This window comes from Vibrio sp. 10N.261.52.C2 (genome assembly GCF_041471425.1).
GTDB classification, from domain to species: domain Bacteria; phylum Pseudomonadota; class Gammaproteobacteria; order Enterobacterales; family Vibrionaceae; genus Vibrio; species Vibrio crassostreae_C.
Map to the genome: position 1 here is coordinate 1 of NZ_JBFROH010000076.1, position 19,216 is coordinate 19,216.

The 19,216-nt window shown below is 42.1% G+C and carries 19 protein-coding genes and 3 pseudogenes; 19 read left to right on the top strand and 3 right to left on the bottom strand.

The genetic code is table 11. The features are described from left to right. Both AB4307_RS21315 and AB4307_RS21320 read left to right on the top strand, forming a co-directional pair. Positions 1-156 (top strand): NAD(P)/FAD-dependent oxidoreductase (locus tag AB4307_RS21315; protein ID WP_372133440.1); only part of this gene is annotated, 156 nt, incomplete at its 5' end. Positions 157-215: 59 nt separating this feature from the next. Next, positions 216-338 (top strand): annotated as a pseudogene (locus AB4307_RS21320) (transposase domain-containing protein); the annotation flags it as partial. Positions 339-559: 221 nt separating this feature from the next. On the opposite strand, the gene AB4307_RS21325 reads toward AB4307_RS21320, so the two are convergent. Continuing rightward, entirely contained in the window at positions 560-1,825 is a 1,266-nt protein-coding gene (locus AB4307_RS21325; RefSeq protein WP_372133429.1) for an MFS transporter, read from the bottom strand. Positions 1,826-2,084: 259 nt separating this feature from the next. Between AB4307_RS21325 and AB4307_RS21330 the strand changes: the two genes are divergently transcribed. The 8 genes and pseudogenes from AB4307_RS21330 to AB4307_RS21365 form a co-directional block, all read left to right on the top strand. Then, on the top strand, positions 2,085-3,368 hold the full coding sequence (locus AB4307_RS21330) for an MFS transporter (RefSeq protein WP_372123853.1): 1,284 nt from the start codon (positions 2,085-2,087) through the stop codon (positions 3,366-3,368). A gap of 9 nt (positions 3,369-3,377) precedes the next feature. Then, positions 3,378-4,547 (top strand): MalY/PatB family protein, encoded by a 1,170-nt coding sequence (locus AB4307_RS21335; RefSeq protein WP_372123851.1) that lies wholly within the window; start codon positions 3,378-3,380, stop codon positions 4,545-4,547. A gap of 10 nt (positions 4,548-4,557) precedes the next feature. Beyond that, positions 4,558-4,938, top strand: coding sequence for a RidA family protein (locus tag AB4307_RS21340; RefSeq protein WP_372123849.1), 381 nt, complete (start codon positions 4,558-4,560; stop codon positions 4,936-4,938). Positions 4,939-4,983: 45 nt separating this feature from the next. Then, positions 4,984-5,631, top strand: a complete 648-nt coding sequence (locus AB4307_RS21345; RefSeq protein ID WP_372133432.1) for a helix-turn-helix transcriptional regulator — start codon at positions 4,984-4,986, stop codon at positions 5,629-5,631. Positions 5,632-5,703: 72 nt separating this feature from the next. Further along, on the top strand, positions 5,704-6,048 hold the full coding sequence (locus tag AB4307_RS21350) for a RidA family protein (protein WP_372123845.1): 345 nt from the start codon (positions 5,704-5,706) through the stop codon (positions 6,046-6,048). A 72-nt stretch (positions 6,049-6,120) separates the two neighbouring features. Then, entirely contained in the window at positions 6,121-7,026 is a 906-nt protein-coding gene (locus tag AB4307_RS21355; RefSeq protein ID WP_372133434.1) for a DMT family transporter, read from the top strand. A gap of 408 nt (positions 7,027-7,434) precedes the next feature. Then, positions 7,435-8,152: pseudogene (locus AB4307_RS21360) on the top strand (ATP F0F1 synthase synthase); the annotation flags it as partial. A 234-nt stretch (positions 8,153-8,386) separates the two neighbouring features. Then, positions 8,387-8,566, top strand: a pseudogene (locus AB4307_RS21365) (NAD(P)/FAD-dependent oxidoreductase); the annotation flags it as partial. A 145-nt stretch (positions 8,567-8,711) separates the two neighbouring features. Here AB4307_RS21365 and AB4307_RS21370 read toward each other — a convergent pair. Continuing rightward, on the bottom strand, positions 8,712-9,605 hold the full coding sequence (locus tag AB4307_RS21370; RefSeq protein WP_048617749.1) for a DMT family transporter: 894 nt from the start codon (positions 9,603-9,605) through the stop codon (positions 8,712-8,714). Positions 9,606-9,743: 138 nt separating this feature from the next. On the opposite strand from AB4307_RS21370, the gene AB4307_RS21375 reads away from it, so the two are divergent. The 7 genes from AB4307_RS21375 to tatC all read left to right on the top strand — a co-directional run bounded on the left by AB4307_RS21375 (position 9,744) and on the right by tatC (position 16,079). Further along, positions 9,744-11,276, top strand: a complete 1,533-nt coding sequence (locus tag AB4307_RS21375) for a DNA recombination protein RmuC (protein ID WP_017063049.1) — start codon at positions 9,744-9,746, stop codon at positions 11,274-11,276. Between the two features lie 65 nt (positions 11,277-11,341). Then, positions 11,342-12,121 (top strand): bifunctional demethylmenaquinone methyltransferase/2-methoxy-6-polyprenyl-1,4-benzoquinol methylase UbiE, encoded by a 780-nt coding sequence (gene ubiE / locus AB4307_RS21380; RefSeq protein WP_026012235.1) that lies wholly within the window; start codon positions 11,342-11,344, stop codon positions 12,119-12,121. Between the two features lie 98 nt (positions 12,122-12,219). Further along, positions 12,220-12,825, top strand: coding sequence for a ubiquinone biosynthesis accessory factor UbiJ (locus AB4307_RS21385; protein WP_017063051.1), 606 nt, complete (start codon positions 12,220-12,222; stop codon positions 12,823-12,825). Beyond that, the gene (gene ubiB, locus AB4307_RS21390; protein WP_136977225.1) at positions 12,822-14,456 is read left to right on the top strand and encodes a ubiquinone biosynthesis regulatory protein kinase UbiB; all 1,635 of its coding nucleotides are present in this window, start codon (positions 12,822-12,824) and stop codon (positions 14,454-14,456) included. Before AB4307_RS21385 ends, ubiB begins: the two co-directional genes overlap by 4 nt. 53 nt (positions 14,457-14,509) lie before the next feature. Then, complete coding sequence (gene tatA / locus AB4307_RS21395; protein ID WP_017060154.1) at positions 14,510-14,764, top strand: Sec-independent protein translocase subunit TatA; 255 nt, start codon at positions 14,510-14,512, stop codon at positions 14,762-14,764. 3 nt (positions 14,765-14,767) lie between these two features. Then, positions 14,768-15,175 carry a Sec-independent protein translocase protein TatB gene (gene tatB, locus AB4307_RS21400; RefSeq protein WP_017060155.1) on the top strand — a complete coding sequence of 136 codons (408 nt, stop codon included), beginning with the start codon at positions 14,768-14,770 and terminating at the stop codon, positions 15,173-15,175. Positions 15,176-15,323: 148 nt separating this feature from the next. Next, a complete protein-coding gene (gene tatC, locus AB4307_RS21405; protein WP_017060156.1) occupies positions 15,324-16,079 on the top strand; it encodes a twin-arginine translocase subunit TatC in 756 nt (251 codons plus the stop codon). Positions 16,080-16,367: 288 nt separating this feature from the next. Here the strand turns inward: tatC and AB4307_RS21410 are convergent, their stop codons facing one another. Continuing rightward, entirely contained in the window at positions 16,368-17,129 is a 762-nt protein-coding gene (locus AB4307_RS21410) for a TatD family hydrolase (RefSeq protein WP_372133437.1), read from the bottom strand. A 208-nt stretch (positions 17,130-17,337) separates the two neighbouring features. On the opposite strand from AB4307_RS21410, the gene hemB reads away from it, so the two are divergent. Together hemB and AB4307_RS21420 are read left to right on the top strand one after the other, a co-directional pair. After that, the gene (hemB, locus tag AB4307_RS21415; RefSeq protein ID WP_017060158.1) at positions 17,338-18,381 is read left to right on the top strand and encodes a porphobilinogen synthase; all 1,044 of its coding nucleotides are present in this window, start codon (positions 17,338-17,340) and stop codon (positions 18,379-18,381) included. A gap of 76 nt (positions 18,382-18,457) precedes the next feature. Further along, complete coding sequence (locus AB4307_RS21420; RefSeq protein WP_017063054.1) at positions 18,458-18,892, top strand: GNAT family N-acetyltransferase; 435 nt, start codon at positions 18,458-18,460, stop codon at positions 18,890-18,892. Positions 18,893-19,216 lie beyond the last annotated feature (324 nt).

Consider the following 19,216-nt stretch of genomic DNA (forward strand, 5'->3'; position numbering starts at 1 on the left):
GTGGACACCAATCACCTATCTTCAAAAACCATGGAATGTAAGAGCGTGTCTGGCCTCTATTTCATTGGTGAAGTGATGGACGTAACCGGTTGGTTAGGCGGCTATAATTTCCAATGGTGTTGGAGTTCTGGCTTTGCAGCAGGTCAGTGGGTTTAAGTGTGTAGAGACAATAAAGTTTGCCCGTAGTGGCCCTGTTTACTATGGTTAATATAGGCATCATCGAGACCGCGAAAGCCAACGGTCTTATCCTCTACGACTACATGGTCAAGTGCATGAAAGAGCTGGCGAAAGCTGAGCCTGATATCGACGCACTCCTGCCTTGGAACTTCAAACACTGACAAGTCGCCCCGTGGGTTCATGGGGCGTTTACATTGTTGCTTCTGTACTGGCTGTTGTGATTGTAGGAGAGTCTATTCATTTGATTGGATGGATTGGTATTGTTCTGATACTTATTTGCCTTGCACTCCAGTCAAAAACTAAAGTTAAAAGAAATATTTAGAATTAAGCCATACCTCTAATAATAGTGAGTTATTAGAGGTATTCTCATGCAGCAGCTAAATCATGAAGAAACACGATCGCGACCAGTTGACATACCTTTCTTCATACTGATGAATAGGTAATAACAAATAAACGCTCCTAGCAAAAGTACCACTGCCATTGATATGAATATGTAGTTGTATGCTTCCATCGCATAGTTATCGAGTAGGTATCCGTAAATAAGATGTACAAAAGCTTCAGGGCTGAAGCCTATACAAATAAGCATCCCCATAGCTGTTCCCGTATAAGCCTTCGGGATTTGGATTTCACTCACTTGTGCATACATGATACCTCTCATACCAAATGTGAACGCCCCTAAACAAAGTACAAGACCAATTAATAGCGGAAGATATGAAGCTTCGTGCGGCACAACAACAAATGAGATTGTCGTGATAACACCCATGACAAATAGCAAAGACATAACTTTTAGCGAGGAACCCAGTTTATCAGCGATTACACCCGCAAAAGGAGATATTACGAAGGCTAAAAAGTAGGCACGAACCATTCCGACTATACCTGCCTGCTCTGCAGTGAGCCCATACGCATCGGTTAAATAAGGTACCAAGTATGCTGCACCCTGATACACGAAAATAACGCAAGCCACGGATAATGACACAAGCCACAATCGTTTATTCTTCACTAGTAGTAATAAATCTTTGAGTTTTTTTTGCTCTGCATTATCTATTTTGCTAATACCTTCTGGAATCAACGTGTAAGAGATGATGCCTAAGAAGAAGTAGATAGATGCATCAAAGCGTAAAATGAATCCAATACTTAATGAATCAGAACCATAGTAGCTCACGATCCCTATGGCGCACAGAGTAAGTAGCGTTCCAGCTATCCCTCGTCCAGACTCTAGAAAACCAAAATAGCGCCCTTGTTGATTATCTGATGCAAGCAATCGAGCAATTTTTGTCATTGATACAAGGAATAGACCGTTACCGACAAAAGACATCAAACCAATGATAACGAACATTGCATCATAAGACGGTTTAAAAGATTGCCATACTGCGAGAAAACTCATCGTAATATAGGATAGAGATAAGATTACTTTAGGGTGTTGAAATTTATCAACAATTACTCCAGCTAATGCCCCAGAAAAAACTCCAACCAAGCCAAGCCAAGACATAAGTACACCCGATTGAGTATTATTGAGGCTGAAGTACTCGTTCCAAGGGTAGTAAAACACTTCTCGTAGGTACATTGCTTTGAAAATCGTCCCCCCTCCAATGGCGAGTAAGATAAAGAATATTAAGTCACGTTTATTTTCAGATAATGAAAGTTTCATGCTAGTTATCTCGTAATAATTTTTTATCCAAACTACCATTCTCGACTGGGTAAAAAATTATCTGACATCAAAAAAATTAATATACATTGTATCTAAGGATAAATAATTATTTAAATTGTGCACAGGATCTATGCTCACACCAGTTTTGGATAATATTTTATACGCCATAGCTTAAAGTGTGATCAGTGACTCAGAAAGCGGGTGGATAAAAAATTATTATCACTGCGAGTTATTTATACAGCACTTTGAGGATACAAACGTGAAAAGTTCAAACTTCCAAAAATGGCTTATGGTCATACTGCTCGCTATCGGCGGCGGAACAATCTTTAAATCTCTATATCTTAGAGAGATGCTTTATTACCCGTGGAATGAATTCATGGGTGTCGACAATACACAATCAGGATTATTGATGTCTTGGTTAGGCTTAGTAGGAGTTCTAGCTGGCTCTTTTTCTGGTGTTATTGTTGATAAAATAAATAATACACGATTGGTAATTGCAGGCACATTCTTGGTTATGGGGCTGGCAACTTTATGGCAGTCAACCGCTCCATCTCTACCTGTTCAATATGTAATCATCGGAATTTTGTCTACTTTTGCAAATGGCTTCTTCCTTGTTTCTATGGTTCGAGCTACTCGTCTAATTGGTGACGCTGAATCGCAAGGCAAAATGTTTGGATTTTTAGAATCTGGTCGTGGTATTGCAGGTTCTCTAGTATCAGCTGTTGCAATTTACATTGTTGCTCAAGCTTCAAGTGATATTGAAGGTGTTGCAAATATTCTTTATGCATACGGATTCTTATATATTGGTTTGGGTGTAATGATGTGGTTCTGCATCCCTAAAACAAAAGATGAAGAAAAATCTGATGAGAAGAAAGAAAAGCTTAGCATTGGTGATGTACTTTCAATTGCTAAAGTAAAAGAAGTTTGGCTGGCCGCTTTTGCAGTATTCGCTACGATTTGTTTTTACCAAGGTTCATCATACTTAGTACCATACCTAACAGATGCATATGGCATGTCTACTGATCAAGCTGCTATCGTTGGGATGATCCGAGCTTACGTCCTAGCAATCTTCCTTGCTCCTATTGCCGGCATCTTAGTTGATAAAGTAGGTTCAGCTATCAAAGTTATGAAGTTCCTTTTCATTGTTGGTGCTCTTTGTACAGGTCTGTTTCTAGTTATTCCTCAAAAGCCGGAAGTTGTTTGGTTTATGATTGCAGCTCTACTAGTTGCGGGCTCTATTAATTTTGCATTACGTGGGGTTATGTATGCACAGCTAGAAGAGATTAAAGTACCTAAACACCTAACTGGTACAGTAACAGGTATCGTTCTGACTATTGGCTTCTCTCCTGAGATTTTTATTCATGCAGTCTTTGGCTACTGGTTAGACACATACCAGCTTGAAGGCTACAACTATATGTTCATCTTTATGACAACATTGTTCGCTCTTGCTGCTTTTTCTTCTGCATATTTATACAAAAACGCAGGTACTGCATTTGAAAACTTTAAGCTAGCTTCTAAACCTCAACCAACAAAAGCACAATAGGGTAGCATTATGAAATATGACTTTAATGAAGTAATCGTTCGTAAAGGTTCAGAAAAATGGGAATATGACAGTGTTATCGATGGATACAAAGTTATCCCAATGTCTGTTGCAGATACAGACTTAGTGTCTCCTATTGAAGTTAAGGAAGCTTTAATTAATGTTTGTACACGTGGAGAGTTTGGTTACCCTGCTTACCATGAAGACTTTAAAGACGTATTAGCTGCATGGTATGACCGTTACTATGGTTGGAAACCTAGCACTGACGATATTATTGAAACGCCACCGCTGTTGATGACAATGGGTGCTTATATTCGAGGTAAGACTGAAGTTACGGATAAAGTCATTATCATGACACCTGTGTATCACTCTTTCGCAAGAACTATCCGCGAAAATCACCGTGATGTCGTTGAGTGCGATCTCATAAAAGACGACGAGAATAACTACACGATTGATTTTAACAAACTAGATCAACTTTGTAGTGCGGCAGAAAATAAGTTTTTAATCTTTTGTAACCCTCATAACCCTATTGGTCGTTGCTGGACAAAAGAAGAAGTTAAGAAAGTTGTTGATATTGCTCAAGCACACGGCGTAACTTTAATTTCTGATGAGATTCATGCTGACTTTGTCTATGATGAAAAAGTATATACACCTGTACTTCATGTTGCAGATAAACCTGATGGTATCATTACTTTTTCATCTGGTGGTAAGCTGTTTAATATTGGCGGCATCTTTAGCTCCTATGTATTCACTTCAGATCCTGAAATTAAAAAGCAGATCGGCATTGTTCTTAAAGAGTTGCATTTCCAACCTACCGCTTTTGCACACGAAGCTGCTTATGCTGGATATAAGTATGGTCACAGCTATCGTCAACAGGTAGTTGAACATATTAGAAAAATGCAGATAAAACTAGTTGATGGTCTAAATAATATGCCTTATCCAGTGAAAGCAAACCTACCTGAGTCTACTTACTTAGTTTGGGCAGACTTCTCTAACACTGGTTGGAGTGCCGATGAAATTCAGGACTTCTTAGTTAAAGAAGCGGGTCTTGGTTTTAACCGAGGTGATCAATTTGGTGAGTCGGGTGCTAAATTTGCTCGTATTAACTGTGGTGTGCCAGAGTCTCGAATCGATGAAGCACTAATGCGACTTGAAAAAGCATTCAATAAAAAATTATCATAGGAAAAACAAAGTGAAAAAGATTATCGCAACTGAAAAAGCACCATCAGCGATTGGACCTTATAGCCAAGGAAATGAGCTGGGAAACCTTATTTTCACCTCAGGTCAACTTCCAGTTAATCCTGAAACAGGAAAAATTGAGAGTAATGATATTACACAACAGTCACATCAATCTCTTGATAACTTAATGGCTGTATTATCTGCTGCTAGTGGCGATGCAAGCACTGTTGTAAAAACAACATGCTACTTAGCTGACATCAGTGATTTTGCTGAGTTTAATAAAGTATACTCTGAATACTTTACGAACGACTTCCCTGCAAGAAGCTGTTTTGCAGTAAAAGATCTGCCTCTTGGTGCAAAGATTGAAATTGAAGCGGTAGCATATAAAAAGTAGTAATTAATAATTAGGAGGGTGCTGCATAGCGGCACCTACGATAAGATGGGAAATAAATACTTACAACCTTACGAAGTAATAGTGGATTTTATTGCTGATTTCCACGGTAAAGATACCGAAGTCGTTCTACATAACCTTGATGATTTTGAAAAATCTATTTATAAAATCAGAAATGGACACATTAGTGGGCGAAAGGTTGGGGATCCGATCACAGACCTAGTTGTAAAAGCACTTAAAATTAATGATTCCACAATTCCATTTCAAACGAATTATTCAGCAAAAACACCAGATGGAAAACAATTGAAGTGTGCAACATTTTATATCCGAAATGAAGCCCAAGAAATTGTTGGTGCTCTATGTATAAACTCTATGATTGATGGTTTATTAGAATTACAAAGTAAAATTGATACCATTGTTAATGGAATGATTGGTAATCAAATAAATCATACGTCCGATAATGTAGATGAGCATCTAGGTGTAACGATTCCTGAAATGGTTGATAATAAGATAACTAATATTATTTCGAACCTAAATATACCGACATCATCTCTAACTTCAGATGATAAAATTAATATTATTACTGAGTTAAATAATGATGGCGTGTTTTTACTTAAGGGTACCATTGTAAAAGTGGCAAAAATGCTCCACATGTCAGAGCCAACTGTTTATAAATACCTTCAGAAAATAAAATAATATATATTATTCCCCCCCCCATAATTAAAAACACCCTAACATTAGGGTGTTTTTTATAGTCAAGGAACTATTATGATTTCACGCACTGAAACATCACAACGTATGAGTCGTACTGTAATACACAACAATACTATTTATCTATGTGGTCAAGTAGCGAAAGATAGTACGAAAGATATTGAAGAGCAGACTAAAACAATGCTTCAAAAAGTGGATGATTTGTTGACAAATGCCGGTTCGAGTCGAGAAAAAATGTTGTCTGCAACTATCTATATTAAGACAATGAATGATTTTGCAAAAATGAATGAAGTTTGGGATTCTTGGGTTCCAGAGGGTCATGCACCAGCAAGAGCTTGTGTAGAGGCGTCAATGGCAAGAGAAGAGCTGTTAGTTGAGATCTCTGTAACAGCTGCTATTTAAAAACTTAAGGTGCTAACTAGAAGGTTAGCACCTTAGCCCCTCCCTCTTGTTACTACTTTAATAGGTTTAAGGTTGGCTTTTCAATCGAAACACCCCCAGCTATTTCTAGCGACAGGCGTGAAGTTCATGCTTCTATCAGCATTGAGCTTTGCGTTTATGTCTGCTTGTGTAAAGTATGTCTCGATAAATGGCATTCCCATTTTCGAAATCGTTGCAGCTCGTGCTTGTGTTTCTCTTTTTATTAGTTATTTTGATGTAAAAAGAAAACGTATTCCAATTTTTGGAAAAAATAAAAAACTACTGGCAGCAAGAGGTATTGCTGGAACATTAGCTTTAATTAGTCTTTATTATGCGGTTGCAACATTACCACTGGCTGAAGCAACAGTGCTTCAATACACTCACCCAATATTTACCATTCTGCTTAGTTGCTTTTTTTTGAATGAAAAGATATCTAGATCAACGCTTATATCAGTTTTACTGTCTATATTAGGGTTGCTTGTTATAATTAAATCACAAGTCACTAATGTAACAAACTTAGGCCCCTTACCTTCATTAAGCATCGCTGTTGCACTTTTTGGAGCACTAACTAGTTCAATAGCCTATATTTTGGTGAAAAAGCTGAGTAATACTGAAGATACATCTGTCATTATATTTTACTTTCCAATGATTGCTTTACCTGTATCTTTAATTATGATTAATAATAGTTTTGTAATACCAAGCTTTCATTTGTTTTTTATATTAATCCTTCTTGGTATTTTTACTCAAATTGGACAATATTCATTAACTAGAGCAATGAAAATTGAACAAGCGTCTAGAGTTTCTTTATATTCCTATGTCCAAATAGTTTTTTCAATGTTAATCGGCATCGCATTCTTCCAAGAGTCCCCCTCTTTATGGACTCTCGTAGGGGGAAGTTTGATTATTTTGGGTGTTTTTATTAATGCTATTGGTTCGAAGACAATTGAGTTCAATAAATGAGTTAGATCTTTCAATGTGGTGGCATAGTGAATTTAGCCACTCAATTAGAAGTTTTGCAATATCTGAAGTAATCCTTTAAATGCTAATTATGCAAAATCAATGACTTACAACTATCCAAATCCTTCATTAGATGGATTTGGACAGTTGTATGATCACCAAGGGATTCTGTCGTATCGTAATTCGAGTGATCAGATTTTGTGGCTGTGGTTGACTCATAATTAAGTATCTAGAGAGAAGGCGTCTTATTACTCGCTCTAAAAGTTTCAAACTTTATTGTCACAATTCTGTTGTTCAGAAGGTGGCTACGTTAATATAGTTTCAAACTCTATCTTCACTTTTTCTATCTAGCGCTACGTAGTGTTAACCCCTACACGGGAGAAAAGTTTCGATCTTTAATGTCCGTCGACATATGCCCCTGATCACAACCTAGACGAGGATTCGTGGTTTAAAATCGATAACTTTAGTCAGCAGCCATACTGTCTTGATATTCTTATAGCCGATTTTGATTCAAAAGATTATGACGATCTTCCAAAAGCTAAGTTCAAAGACATTCCTCAGCTTTATGCGGTTCAAGGCGATAATTTTTATTGTTCAAAAAATAACGCCTTCCCTTTTTGTCACCAAAAAGATGATTGCATTCGGCGAAGCTGCGGAGCTTGAAAGTACTGAAAAGCGTTTGGTAGTTAATCAAGTGGCTGATGCTGTCTACTACAAAGCGCAGGATAAGTTAATATTTAAGAGCCTAGCGACAATATCTAGTATTTTTAAAGGTATTGATGAGTTCTACAAAGAAGCCACAAAAGAAGAGGTTGAAAAATTTTTAGAAGAGGACTTTATCGAACTTTCTGATGGCTATGATACGTCTAAAGTATCGAAGCCTAATCGTAAACGTATCGCATTGGCAATGGATACACTGGCGGCATTACCAGTGGAAGAACGAGATCAAATGTACTCGTATATTCATAGTTACTGTGAGCAAAAGCTAACGTTCGATAAAGAAAACAGTAAGTTTGAAATCAACTCAGACGATGAGCTGAAATATTTGCTCTACGGTATTGAACAGCGTTTTTACACTACACCGTTAGGGCGTGAAAAACGCTTGGCTAATTCAGTCCAACCAATGTAATACACTAGTTGAATAGTTATGCGTTGTTATTTGATGTTATCGGGTTCTTAGCAAAGCTCATGACATCTCCCGAATGTGGTTCAAAAACGTGGGTATAACCATTGTTGAATTGCTAATTTGGTTTTTACATCAGTGCGCTTTATTGAGAACTTACAGCGCTGCAAGTTAAATTTGAAGGATAAAATGCAGAATTGATAAATTGTATTTTGACAACTTTTGTACTGTGTTAGGAATACTGCCGAAGTAACTCTAGGTGGCGTGGACACCAATCACCTATCTTCAAAAACCATGGAATGTAAGAGCGTGTCTGGCCTCTATTTCATTGGTGAAGTGATGGACGTAACCGGTTGGTTAGGCGGCTATAATTTCCAATGGTGTTGGAGTTCTGGCTTTGCAGCAGGTCAGTGGGTTTAAGCTTTGAGCCTATCCATTAGATTTTAAATTACATAAAAATGGCGAGTCATACGACTCGCCATTTTTGTATCTAACATTGTGTACTAGCTCTAGATTCGACTTTATTGATAGCTTTTCGCTCTCAATCGAATCTTTTAGCGCTTATTTACGCAGCTTTGTTTTTTGAAAACTTGATCTGTTGAATCACCAAACCGGCAATGATCAGTACCAAGCCAAACAGGGTCGCTGGGTGAATCTCTTCGCCGATAATAGTGGAAAGTAGCATCAGTGAGATAAATGGCGAGGCAAAAATTAGGTTGCTGATACGCGCCGTATTGTTGGTTAGCTTGAGTGCTGATAACCATAATACAAAGGTAATGCCCATCTCGAACAGACCAACGTAAGTCACCGCCATCCAACCCTTCGCCGTAATTTGGCTAAAGCTTTCGCCCTCAAAAAGGGTTAAACCGATCGCGAAAGGTAATGCCACTAAGAAACCAAGCAGTACGCCAACCACTGGGTCAGCCTTGTTTTTGGTGTTGAGAATCCAATATCCTGCCCAAAGCAGAGTAGAAAGCAGCGCCAGTGCCACACCGAGTGGGCTATCGAACTGCATGCCTAACACATCGCCTTTGGTGGCAATAACTACCACACCCGCATAGCTGAAGGTACACGCAATCCAATCTTGCTTACGAATCTTTTGCCCCAGAAAAACCGCCGCCATTAAGGTTAGCGTGATAGCCCAGCTGTAGTTGATGGCTTGAGCTTGAGAAGCGGGCAGCAGGTCGTAGGCTTTGAATAGAATCAGGTAATAAGCCAATGGGTTAACCAAGCCGAGCAGCAGGTAATACCAAGGGTTTGAAAGGAACGTTGTACTCAGCTGAGAGAGCTTACCTTGAAAGGCGCAGACTGCGATCAGCGCAATCGACGACACAATACTGGCAATGGTCAGCATTTGAATCGGTGAAAACTCAGCAAGGGTCAGCTTAAAAGCAGTAGCGACCGTTGACCACAGCAGTACTGCGGAAAGGCCAAAGCCCAAGGCACGACGTTCGTTCATGGCAACTCATTCTAATTTGATGGGACAGAATACGGAGCGCCTAGTCTATCTGTCGAATTTTAATACGGCAAACTGGACATTTATCCAGTATCAAAATACCATTTAATGAGTTATTTCAAATTAGGCTAAATCATTATCATGCAATGGATTATCGAACATCAGGCAACGCTTATTGCTGCAATTTCTGGCGCGCTCGTCAGCGGCGGTGTCGTGGGTTGGTGGATTAAACAGAAGCTCTCTTTTCAGCAGCGATTGCTCGAGCAGCAGCTAGAGTCCGATCGTTTGTTGCATGAATCTCAGCAAGCTCAGCTCAAAGCATCACTCGCAGAGGCGCAACAAGAGCTCGATGAGTTAGATGATGACCGAGACAAAGCGGCATTCGAGCTCAAGCAGGCGCACGGTAAGGTGATGGCTGCAATGGAAAAACTGCGCTACTTTGAGGCGGTAAAGCAAGAGCGCCAGCAGTACGCTGATGAGATCAATGTGCTTAAAGATCATAAGTCTGAATTAGAAGCCGAGCTGCGCGAGCAAGAAGCAAGGCATGACCAAGAAAACCTCGCCAATAGCGAAAAGCTGCAGTTGCTAGAGCAAGCTGAATCGCGACTTAAGCAGCAGTTTGAATTGTTAGCGAACCAACTGTTTGAAACCAAAACCGCCAAGGTCGATCAGCAGAATAAGCAGAGCCTAGAAGGTTTGTTGTCTCCACTAAGAGAGCAGTTGGAAGGCTTTAAGAAACAAGTGAACGACAGCTTCAGCCAAGAAGCCAAAGAGCGTCATACTTTGGTGCATGAGCTTAAAAACCTGCAGCGTCTTAATGAGAGTATGACGCGTGAAGCGGTGAACCTGACTCAAGCGCTAAAGGGTGACAACAAACAACAAGGTAACTGGGGCGAGGTGGTACTGGCACGGGTGCTTGCTGAATCAGGACTGCGCGAAGGGCACGAATACCAAACGCAAGTGAACCTACAAAACGATGCGGGCAAGCGTTATCAACCGGATGTGATTGTGCATCTGCCACAAGATAAGCAAGTGGTGGTCGATTCCAAAATGGCGTTGGTGGCATTTGAACGCTACTTCAATGCCGAAACCGACCAGCAGCGTGATGCTGCATTGCGTGATCACTTGGTGTCGTTAAGAGCGCACATCAAAGGTTTGAGCCAGAAAGATTATCATCAGCTCAAAGGCATCCAAAGCTTGGATTATGTGTTGATGTTTATCCCGGTTGAACCAGCATTCCAAGTGGCGATTCAGGCGGATCCTAGCTTGGTGAAAGATGCGATGGAGCAAAACATCATCTTGGTCAGCCCAACCACTTTGCTGGTGGCACTGCGTACAATTGATAACCTGTGGCGTAACGACAGACAGAACCAGAACGCACAGGTTATCGCAGAACGTGCGAGCAAGCTTTACGACAAGCTGCGCCTGTTTGTTGATGATATGGAAGGCCTTGGCAGCTCACTTGATAGAGCAAACCAAAGTTATCAAGGGGCGATGAATAAGCTAGTCACAGGGCGAGGCAACGTGATTCGTCAGGCCGAAAGCTTCAAGCAATTGGGTGTTGAAGTGAAGAAACCGATCTCGATTGGTTTGGCCGAAATGGCGCAAAATGAGGCTTTTTCAGAAAATGCCTCCTTAGTAGAAAGACAACCCGCTGAGGATAAAGTAAACTAATCGGCCGCAGCGCCTCTAAACACGGAGCGTGCTGTCGATGAGAACTTACCATGGTAGATAACAGCATTATGGACACAAGCGTGCAGACAAATTCAGCAGTAGAGTCAGAAACCACACACTTTGGTTTCGAAACAGTCGCGAAAGACGAAAAAGTCGCGAAAGTAGCAGAGGTATTTCACTCTGTAGCCGCTAAATACGACATCATGAATGACTTAATGTCGGGTGGTGTTCACCGCTTGTGGAAGCGATTCACGATTGATTGCAGTGGCGTTCGCCCTGGTCAGCGTATCCTAGATCTTGGTGGTGGTACTGGCGACCTTACTGCGAAATTCTCGCGTATCGTTGGTGAAAAAGGCCACGTGGTTCTTGCTGATATCAACAACTCAATGCTGAATGTTGGCCGTGATAAGCTGCGTGATAGCGGCATTGTTGGCAACGTACACTACGTACAAGCGAACGCTGAAGAGTTGCCTTTCCCAGATAACTACTTCGATTGCATTACCATCAGCTTCTGTCTGCGTAACGTAACCGATAAAGACCAAGCGCTGCGTTCTATGTACCGCGTACTTAAGCCGGGTGGCCGTCTGTTGGTTCTTGAGTTTTCTAAGCCAGTGCTTGAGCCACTATCAAAGGTTTACGACGCATACTCTTTCCACCTGTTGCCAAAAATGGGTGAGTTGATTGCTAACGATGCAGACAGCTACCGTTACCTTGCAGAATCTATTCGTATGCACCCAAATCAAGAGACTTTGGAAGGCATGATGCAAGAAGCGGGTTTCGAGAATACTAAATACTTCAACCTAACGGGCGGCATTGTTGCGCTGCACCGCGGTTACAAGTTCTAGTCGAACTTGGTAGCAGGCTCTTAGGGCGTGCTAAACAATAAGAATAAAGACAGAACGGATAGGTTAAGGCTTATCCGTTTTCAAAGGTAAGGACAGTCATGCCATTTGATCCATTGGTAACCGCGGTTATTGAAACCTCTTTAAATACTTTCGTGAACGATGATCCAGCCTTGGTTCGTCGTTTGTCTCGTTTAAAGGGGCAGATCATTCAAGTTAATTTGAAAGAGTTGAATAAAACGCTCACTTTCGTTTTCAGCCAACAAATCGATGTGTTGTCGGAATACGAAGGGCAGCCTGATTGCTACCTATCTTTGAATTTATCGGTGTTACCGGAACTGCGTGAGCAATCGAACATCACCAAGCTGATCAAGCAAGATAAGCTGATCTTAGAGGGTGATATTCAACTGGCACAGAAATTTGCTCAGCTGATGACAGACTGCAAGCCTGATTTGGAAGAGTGGTTATCGCGCGTAACGGGTGATGTGGTTGCGCATACCTTGGTGCAAGGCGTTAAAAACGTCGGTGGCTTTGTGGCAAAACAGGCGACTAAGCATCAAAACCATGTTGCTCAAGTTCTGACTGAAGAGTGGAAGATCGCACCTGCACCGTTAGAAGTCGCGCATTTTTGCGACCAAGTTGATGACGTAAAAAGCTCTGCTGCTCGTCTTGAAGCTAAGTTGAACGCTCTGTTGGAGAAAGCATGACCCCAGCAGAACTGAAACGTCTTTATCATATTATCAAGGTACAGTTGGAATACGGCCTTGATGAGTTGATGCCGGAACACCAACTGACTAAAGCCCCTTTGTTGGCGCGAAAGTCACTGTTTTGGCTCAAGAACAAGCATCAAGATAAAGAGTTGGGTCATCGCTTGCGCCTTGCGCTGCAAGAACTTGGTCCAGTGTGGATCAAGTTTGGACAGATGATGTCGACACGTCGTGATCTGTTCCCTCCTCATATCGCCGATCAGTTGGCGTTGTTGCAAGACCAAGTTGCGCCGTTTGATGGTCAACTGGCGAAGCAAGATATGGAAAAGGCGTTGGGTGGCTGTTTAGACAACTGGTTTACCGACTTTGATATCGAGCCACTGGCTTCTGCTTCTATCGCTCAGGTGCATACCGCAAAGCTTAAAGAAAGCGGTCGTGAGATTGTTCTGAAGGTCATTCGACCTGATATTCGCCCGGTGATTGACGCAGATCTAAAACTGATGCACCGAATGGCGCGTATAGTCGCTAAGTCGCTTCCTGAAGCACGTCGTTTGAAACCGGTTGAAGTGGTTCACGAGTACGAGAAAACGTTACTTGATGAACTCGACCTGCGCCGTGAGGCGGCCAATGCCATTCAACTGCGACGTAATTTTGAAGGCAGTGAAGAGCTGTATGTTCCAGAGGTTATCCCTGATCTAAGCAGCGAAACCCTGATGGTGTCAGAGCGAATCTATGGTATTCAAGTCTCCGATATTGAGACGCTAGAAGCCAACGGCACCAACATGAAATTGCTCGCGGAACGCGGTGTTACGGTATTCTTCACCCAAGTATTCCGAGATAGCTTTTTCCATGCAGACATGCACCCGGGCAACGTATTTGTTAACCCAGAGAATCCAGATAACCCTCAGTGGATTGGTTTGGATTGTGGCATTGTTGGTACGCTCAATAGCGAAGATAAGCGCTATTTAGCAGAGAACTTGTTGGCTTTCTTCAATCGAGATTACCGTAAAGTTGCTGAGCTACACGTTGATTCGGGGTGGGTGCCACACGACACTAACGTCAATGATTTTGAGTTCGCGATCCGTATGGTGTGTGAGCCAATCTTTGCAAAACCACTTGGCGAGATCTCATTTGGCCATGTGTTGCTAAACTTATTTAATACAGCAAGACGTTTCAACATGGAGGTTCAACCTCAGTTGGTGCTTCTGCAAAAGACCTTGTTGTATGTCGAAGGCCTAGGCCGTCAGCTGTATCCGCAACTTGATTTGTGGGCAACGGCGAAGCCTTTCCTTGAAACCTGGATGATGAATCAGGTGGGGCCGCAAGCTGTGATCAACGCAGTAAAAGAGCGTGCGCCATTCTGGGCAGAAAAACTGCCAGAGCTGCCAGAGCTACTTTATGACAGCTTGCGCCAAGGTAAAGCGATGAACCACAGAATGGATCAGCTTTATCAAGGTTACCGAGATAGTAAGCGTCAGCAAGCAACTGGAAAGTTTTTGTTTGGCGTTGGAGCCACTTTAGTCGTATGCTCCGCAATATTAGTTTCAAGCCCTTATGAGCAGCTATCTATGGGCTGTGGCATCGCAGGTGTCACATTTTGGTTGCTTAGTTGGCGAGCTTACCGTCGTTAGACAGTAGACTCTCTTAATATTTTTATGTGTAGACAGACCCGAGGACAATGACAATGGGTGGTATCAGTATTTGGCAACTTCTAATCATTGCTGTAATTGTAATTTTGCTATTCGGAACAAAGAAACTGCGCGGTATGGGTGGTGACTTAGGTTCAGCGGTTAAAGGCTTCAAAAAAGCGATGAGCGATGAAGACAAGCCTGCAGATAAGAAAGATGCAGACTTCGAACCAAAGAATATTGAACAGCAGAAGACAGAAGCTCACGCTGAAACAACTGCTGAAACAAAGAAAGACAAAGAGCAGGCGTAAATCGTGTTTGATATCGGTTTTTGGGAACTGGTATTAATATCTGTCGTTGGGTTAGTGGTTTTAGGGCCTGAGCGTTTGCCCGTGGCGATTCGCAGTATTTCCAAGTTTGTTGGACAAGCGAAAAGCATGGCAAACAGTGTGAAAGATGAACTTTCTCATGAGCTTAAGGTGCAAGAGCTGCAAGAAAACCTACGCAAGGCGGAAAAAATGGGTATGGAAGATTTATCTCCAGACCTTAAAGCGTCAGTCGATGAACTCAAGCAGGCCGCTGCTGAGGTTCAACGTCCGTATGCTAAGCCTGAGTCTGATAAGCCAAGTGAGACTAAACCTAGTGTCATGGAAACTGTGGAATCTGAAACCATTCAGGTCAACAGCGAAGCTTCAGCACCGTCAGATAAGAAAGCCGAATAGTCTCGCAAGGAGGAGTCGCCGGATACTTGATTCGCTAGATGTTTAAATAGATATCTATTCAAGTAAATAACTATTCAAGTGGATACCAATTCAACTGGATAGATACACGCGCGGCTCCTTTTCGATCTTCCTGTTTAAGAGGTTTGACATGTCTTCGACTGAGCAGACACAGCCTTTAATTAGCCACCTTCTAGAACTACGTAATCGCCTACTACGTGCGATTGTCGCGGTGCTAGTGATATTTGTCGGGCTAATTTATTTTGCTAATGATATTTATGAATTCGTATCAGCACCTTTGGTAGATCGTCTACCAGAAGGGGCGACGATGATCGCAACCGATGTTGCATCGCCATTTTTCACACCGCTGAAATTAACCTTGATCGCGTCTATATTCCTCGCGGTTCCGTTTATTTTGTATCAGGTGTGGGCTTTTGTTGCTCCGGGTTTATACAAGCATGAAAAACGCTTGATCATGCCGCTATTGGCTTCAAGTTCATTGCTGTTTTACTGTGGTGTGGCGTTCGCTTACTTTATTGTATTCCCGTTGGTATTTGGCTTTTTTACGGCCATATCATTAGGGGGAGTAGAGTTCGCAACCGACATCTCAAGCTATCTTGATTTTGTACTCGCGCTGTTCTTTGCTTTTGGTATTGCCTTTGAAGTGCCTGTTGCGATTATCTTGTTGTGTTGGACGGGGGCAACAACGCCTCAATCTCTGTCTGAAAAGCGTCCTTACATTGTGGTGGGTGCTTTCATCATCGGTATGATGCTGACACCACCAGATATGATCTCGCAAACACTGTTGGCGATTCCAATGTGTATTCTGTTTGAGATTGGTCTGTTTTTCGCACGCTTTTACACGCGTAAGCCAGATGCGGATGAAGAGGAAGAAGCTGAATCTTGATTCGGAATGCTTCAGTAAAAATCACATAATAAAAAAGCGGCCTAGGGCCGCTTTTTTATTATGTCTGTTTATCGAATCTTTAACTGATAGCCACAGTTCTGACATATATAGAGCTCTTTGATGCCCAAAATTTTATGCCATAGGGTTCGATGTTGACGTTGTAAGTGTTGTGAATGGTCACACATAATCAACTATCTCCATATGCAGGTGGTTGATACTATACATGTCACTTAGCTTTCTCAAATAAATTCAGGAAAAATCCGTAATAATTACTTATTAATAGATTTGTCATAAATTAAACAATGCCTTAGCATTTTTGGTGGTTATGTTTTCGACTTCTTCAAGGGTAATTCCGCGTAATTCGGCGATGCGTTTTGCTACTAATTCTGTGTAGGCTGGTTCATTGCGTTTACCGCGATTCGGTGTTGGTGCCAAGTATGGGCAATCTGTCTCTAGAATGACGTAATCCATATCGAGATGTGGGATCACCTTGTCCATCCCAGAGTTCTTAAAGGTCGAAACGCCGCCTAAACCTAAATGAAAGCCTAGCTCGTTGATCGCTTGAGCTTCCTCTAAGCTGCTACCAAAGCAGTGGAATACCCCGTGTAAGCTGCCATCTTGTTCTTTACGAAGTAGGGCAAGTGTCTCTTCAATGGAATCACGAGTGTGGATCACCACAGGTAGATCAAGCTCTTTTGCCCACTGCAGTTGAGTCACAAACGCCATCTCTTGTTCAGCCTTGAAGGTTTTATCCCAGTACAAGTCGATACCAATCTCACCCACCGCGATAAAGTCATGCTTATCAAACCAAGCTCGAATGGTTTTGAGGGTTTGCTCGATATTCGCATCCACATAACAAGGGTGTAAGCCCATCATTGAACGGCACACATCAGGAAACTGCGCTTCCGTTGCTAACATTGGTTCGATAGATTCTAAATCGATGTTCGGCAATAGAATGGTATCAATCCCTTGAGCCAGTGCGCGCTGCACAACTTGTTCGCGGTCTTCATCGAATTCACTAGCGTAAATATGAGCATGGGTGTCGATCATTGTTTTGTCCTGAAAGCGGTCTTTACTGAGTTGTCATGAGTATACGGCAGTGTGAGGAGAAGGTCATTTTTTGCCATTTATCCCTATTTTTGAGTGGGTTTCATATTTTACTGCTAGCGTCCTGAGCCATCAGTGATATGCTTTTGCCTGTATTTAGCACTTTTCATATCTAAGTATTTCGGTGCTTAGACTAGGCAAGGAGAATCTAGTGTCTGTTTCAATTCAAGGTCAATTCCCAGGTCGCCGTATGCGCCGTATGCGTAAGCACGACTTTAGCCGTCGCCTAATGGCAGAAAATCAATTGTCTGTGGATGATCTAATCTACCCAATGTTTATCCTGATGGGTAAAGACCGCCGCGAGCCTGTCGAGTCAATGCCAGGTGTTGAACGCTTGTCGATCGACTACATGCTTGAGGAAGCAGATTACCTGTCAAAGCTGGGTGTTCCTGCGATTGCTCTATTTCCAGTCGTGAACCAAGATGCTAAAAGTTTATGCGCAGCTGAAGCTCATAACTCAGAAGGTTTGGTGCAGCGCGCTGTACGTTTACTAAAAGAGCATGTGCCAAACATTGGCGTTATTACTGACGTAGCACTAGACCCGTTCACCACTCACGGCCAAGACGGCATCATCGATGAAGATGGTTACGTGATGAATGACGAGACGACTGAAGTCTTGATCAAGCAAGCATTATCACACGCTGAAGCGGGTGCTGACGTAGTTGCCCCATCGGATATGATGGATGGTCGCATTGGTAAGATCCGTGAAGCGTTAGAAGAAGCGGGCCATATTCATACTCAGATTATGGCGTACTCTGCAAAATATGCATCGTGCTACTACGGCCCATTCCGTGATGCAGTTGGCAGTGCTTCGAACCTGAAAGGTGGTAACAAGAAGAACTACCAGATGGATCCAGCCAACAGCGATGAAGCGATTCATGAAGTCGCGATGGATCTTAATGAAGGTGCGGACATGGTGATGGTGAAACCAGGCATGCCTTACCTTGATATTGTTCGTCGTGTTAAGCACGAACTGCAAGCGCCTACGTTTGCTTACCAAGTATCTGGTGAATACGCGATGCACAAAGCGGCGATTCAAAACGGCTGGCTGAAAGAGCGCGAAACCGTCATGGAATCACTGTTGTGCTTTAAGCGTGCTGGCGCTGATGGCATTCTTACTTACTTCGCTAAAGATGTCGCAGAGTGGCTTGCTGAAGATAACGCACAAGCTGCTGAGCATTTAAAAGAAAAGTAACCGTGTAGATCTCACTTAAGTGATCAGTAAAGGGTTGGCCATTGTGCCAGCCCTTTCGTTTATAAGGATGAATAAGATGTCAGTTGTCGTACGTGAAGGTTCTTTAGAAGAAGTGGTGTCTGTGGTCGAGCAGATCTCTGAGTTCGCTAAAAAAGAGAGTGTTGCTTCTCTGTCAGAGCGGCTGGCAGGGAAAAAGAGCCTTATCTTAGTGGCTGAAGAAGCTGGCGTGTTGCTTGGCTTTAAGATCGGCTATGAATTGGATCAAGATACTTTTTACAGCTGGTTTGGTGGCGTGTCACCGCTCGCGAGGAACAAAGGCGTTGCACAGGCGCAATTAGACGTTCAGGAACAGTGGGCGAAAGAGCAGGGCTACAGACAGTTAAAGGTTAAGTCTCGTAACCAGTTCCCTGCAATGTTGCGCCTGTTATTGAGAAACGGTTACCTAATCGAAAGATTTGAAGAAAAAGAAGACATTAATGACCATAGAATCCATTTTTTGAAGCAAATTTAAGCACTGCTGTTAACGGTTTATAAATCAAATGAGATTTATTATCATTTAATTGTTGACTATTAAATGAGAATCATTATTATTAACTTCGTCTTAGGGAATGAGGAAATGTTCACAAGGATGTTAAGTACTCAAGTATCTACTTGGTTACCCAACAGAATTCTCGCGAACTTGTACTAAGTTCTTTTTGACACGACATTGCTCACATTGCTTCCAGTGTAATTTATAGCTTTTAGGTAAAGCTGTGGTATTCAATTTGAATGGCTTTACCGGTTTTTGCTAGGCGACATCTTCGGGTGTCGCTTTTTTTTAGGTTCATCGCGGCTT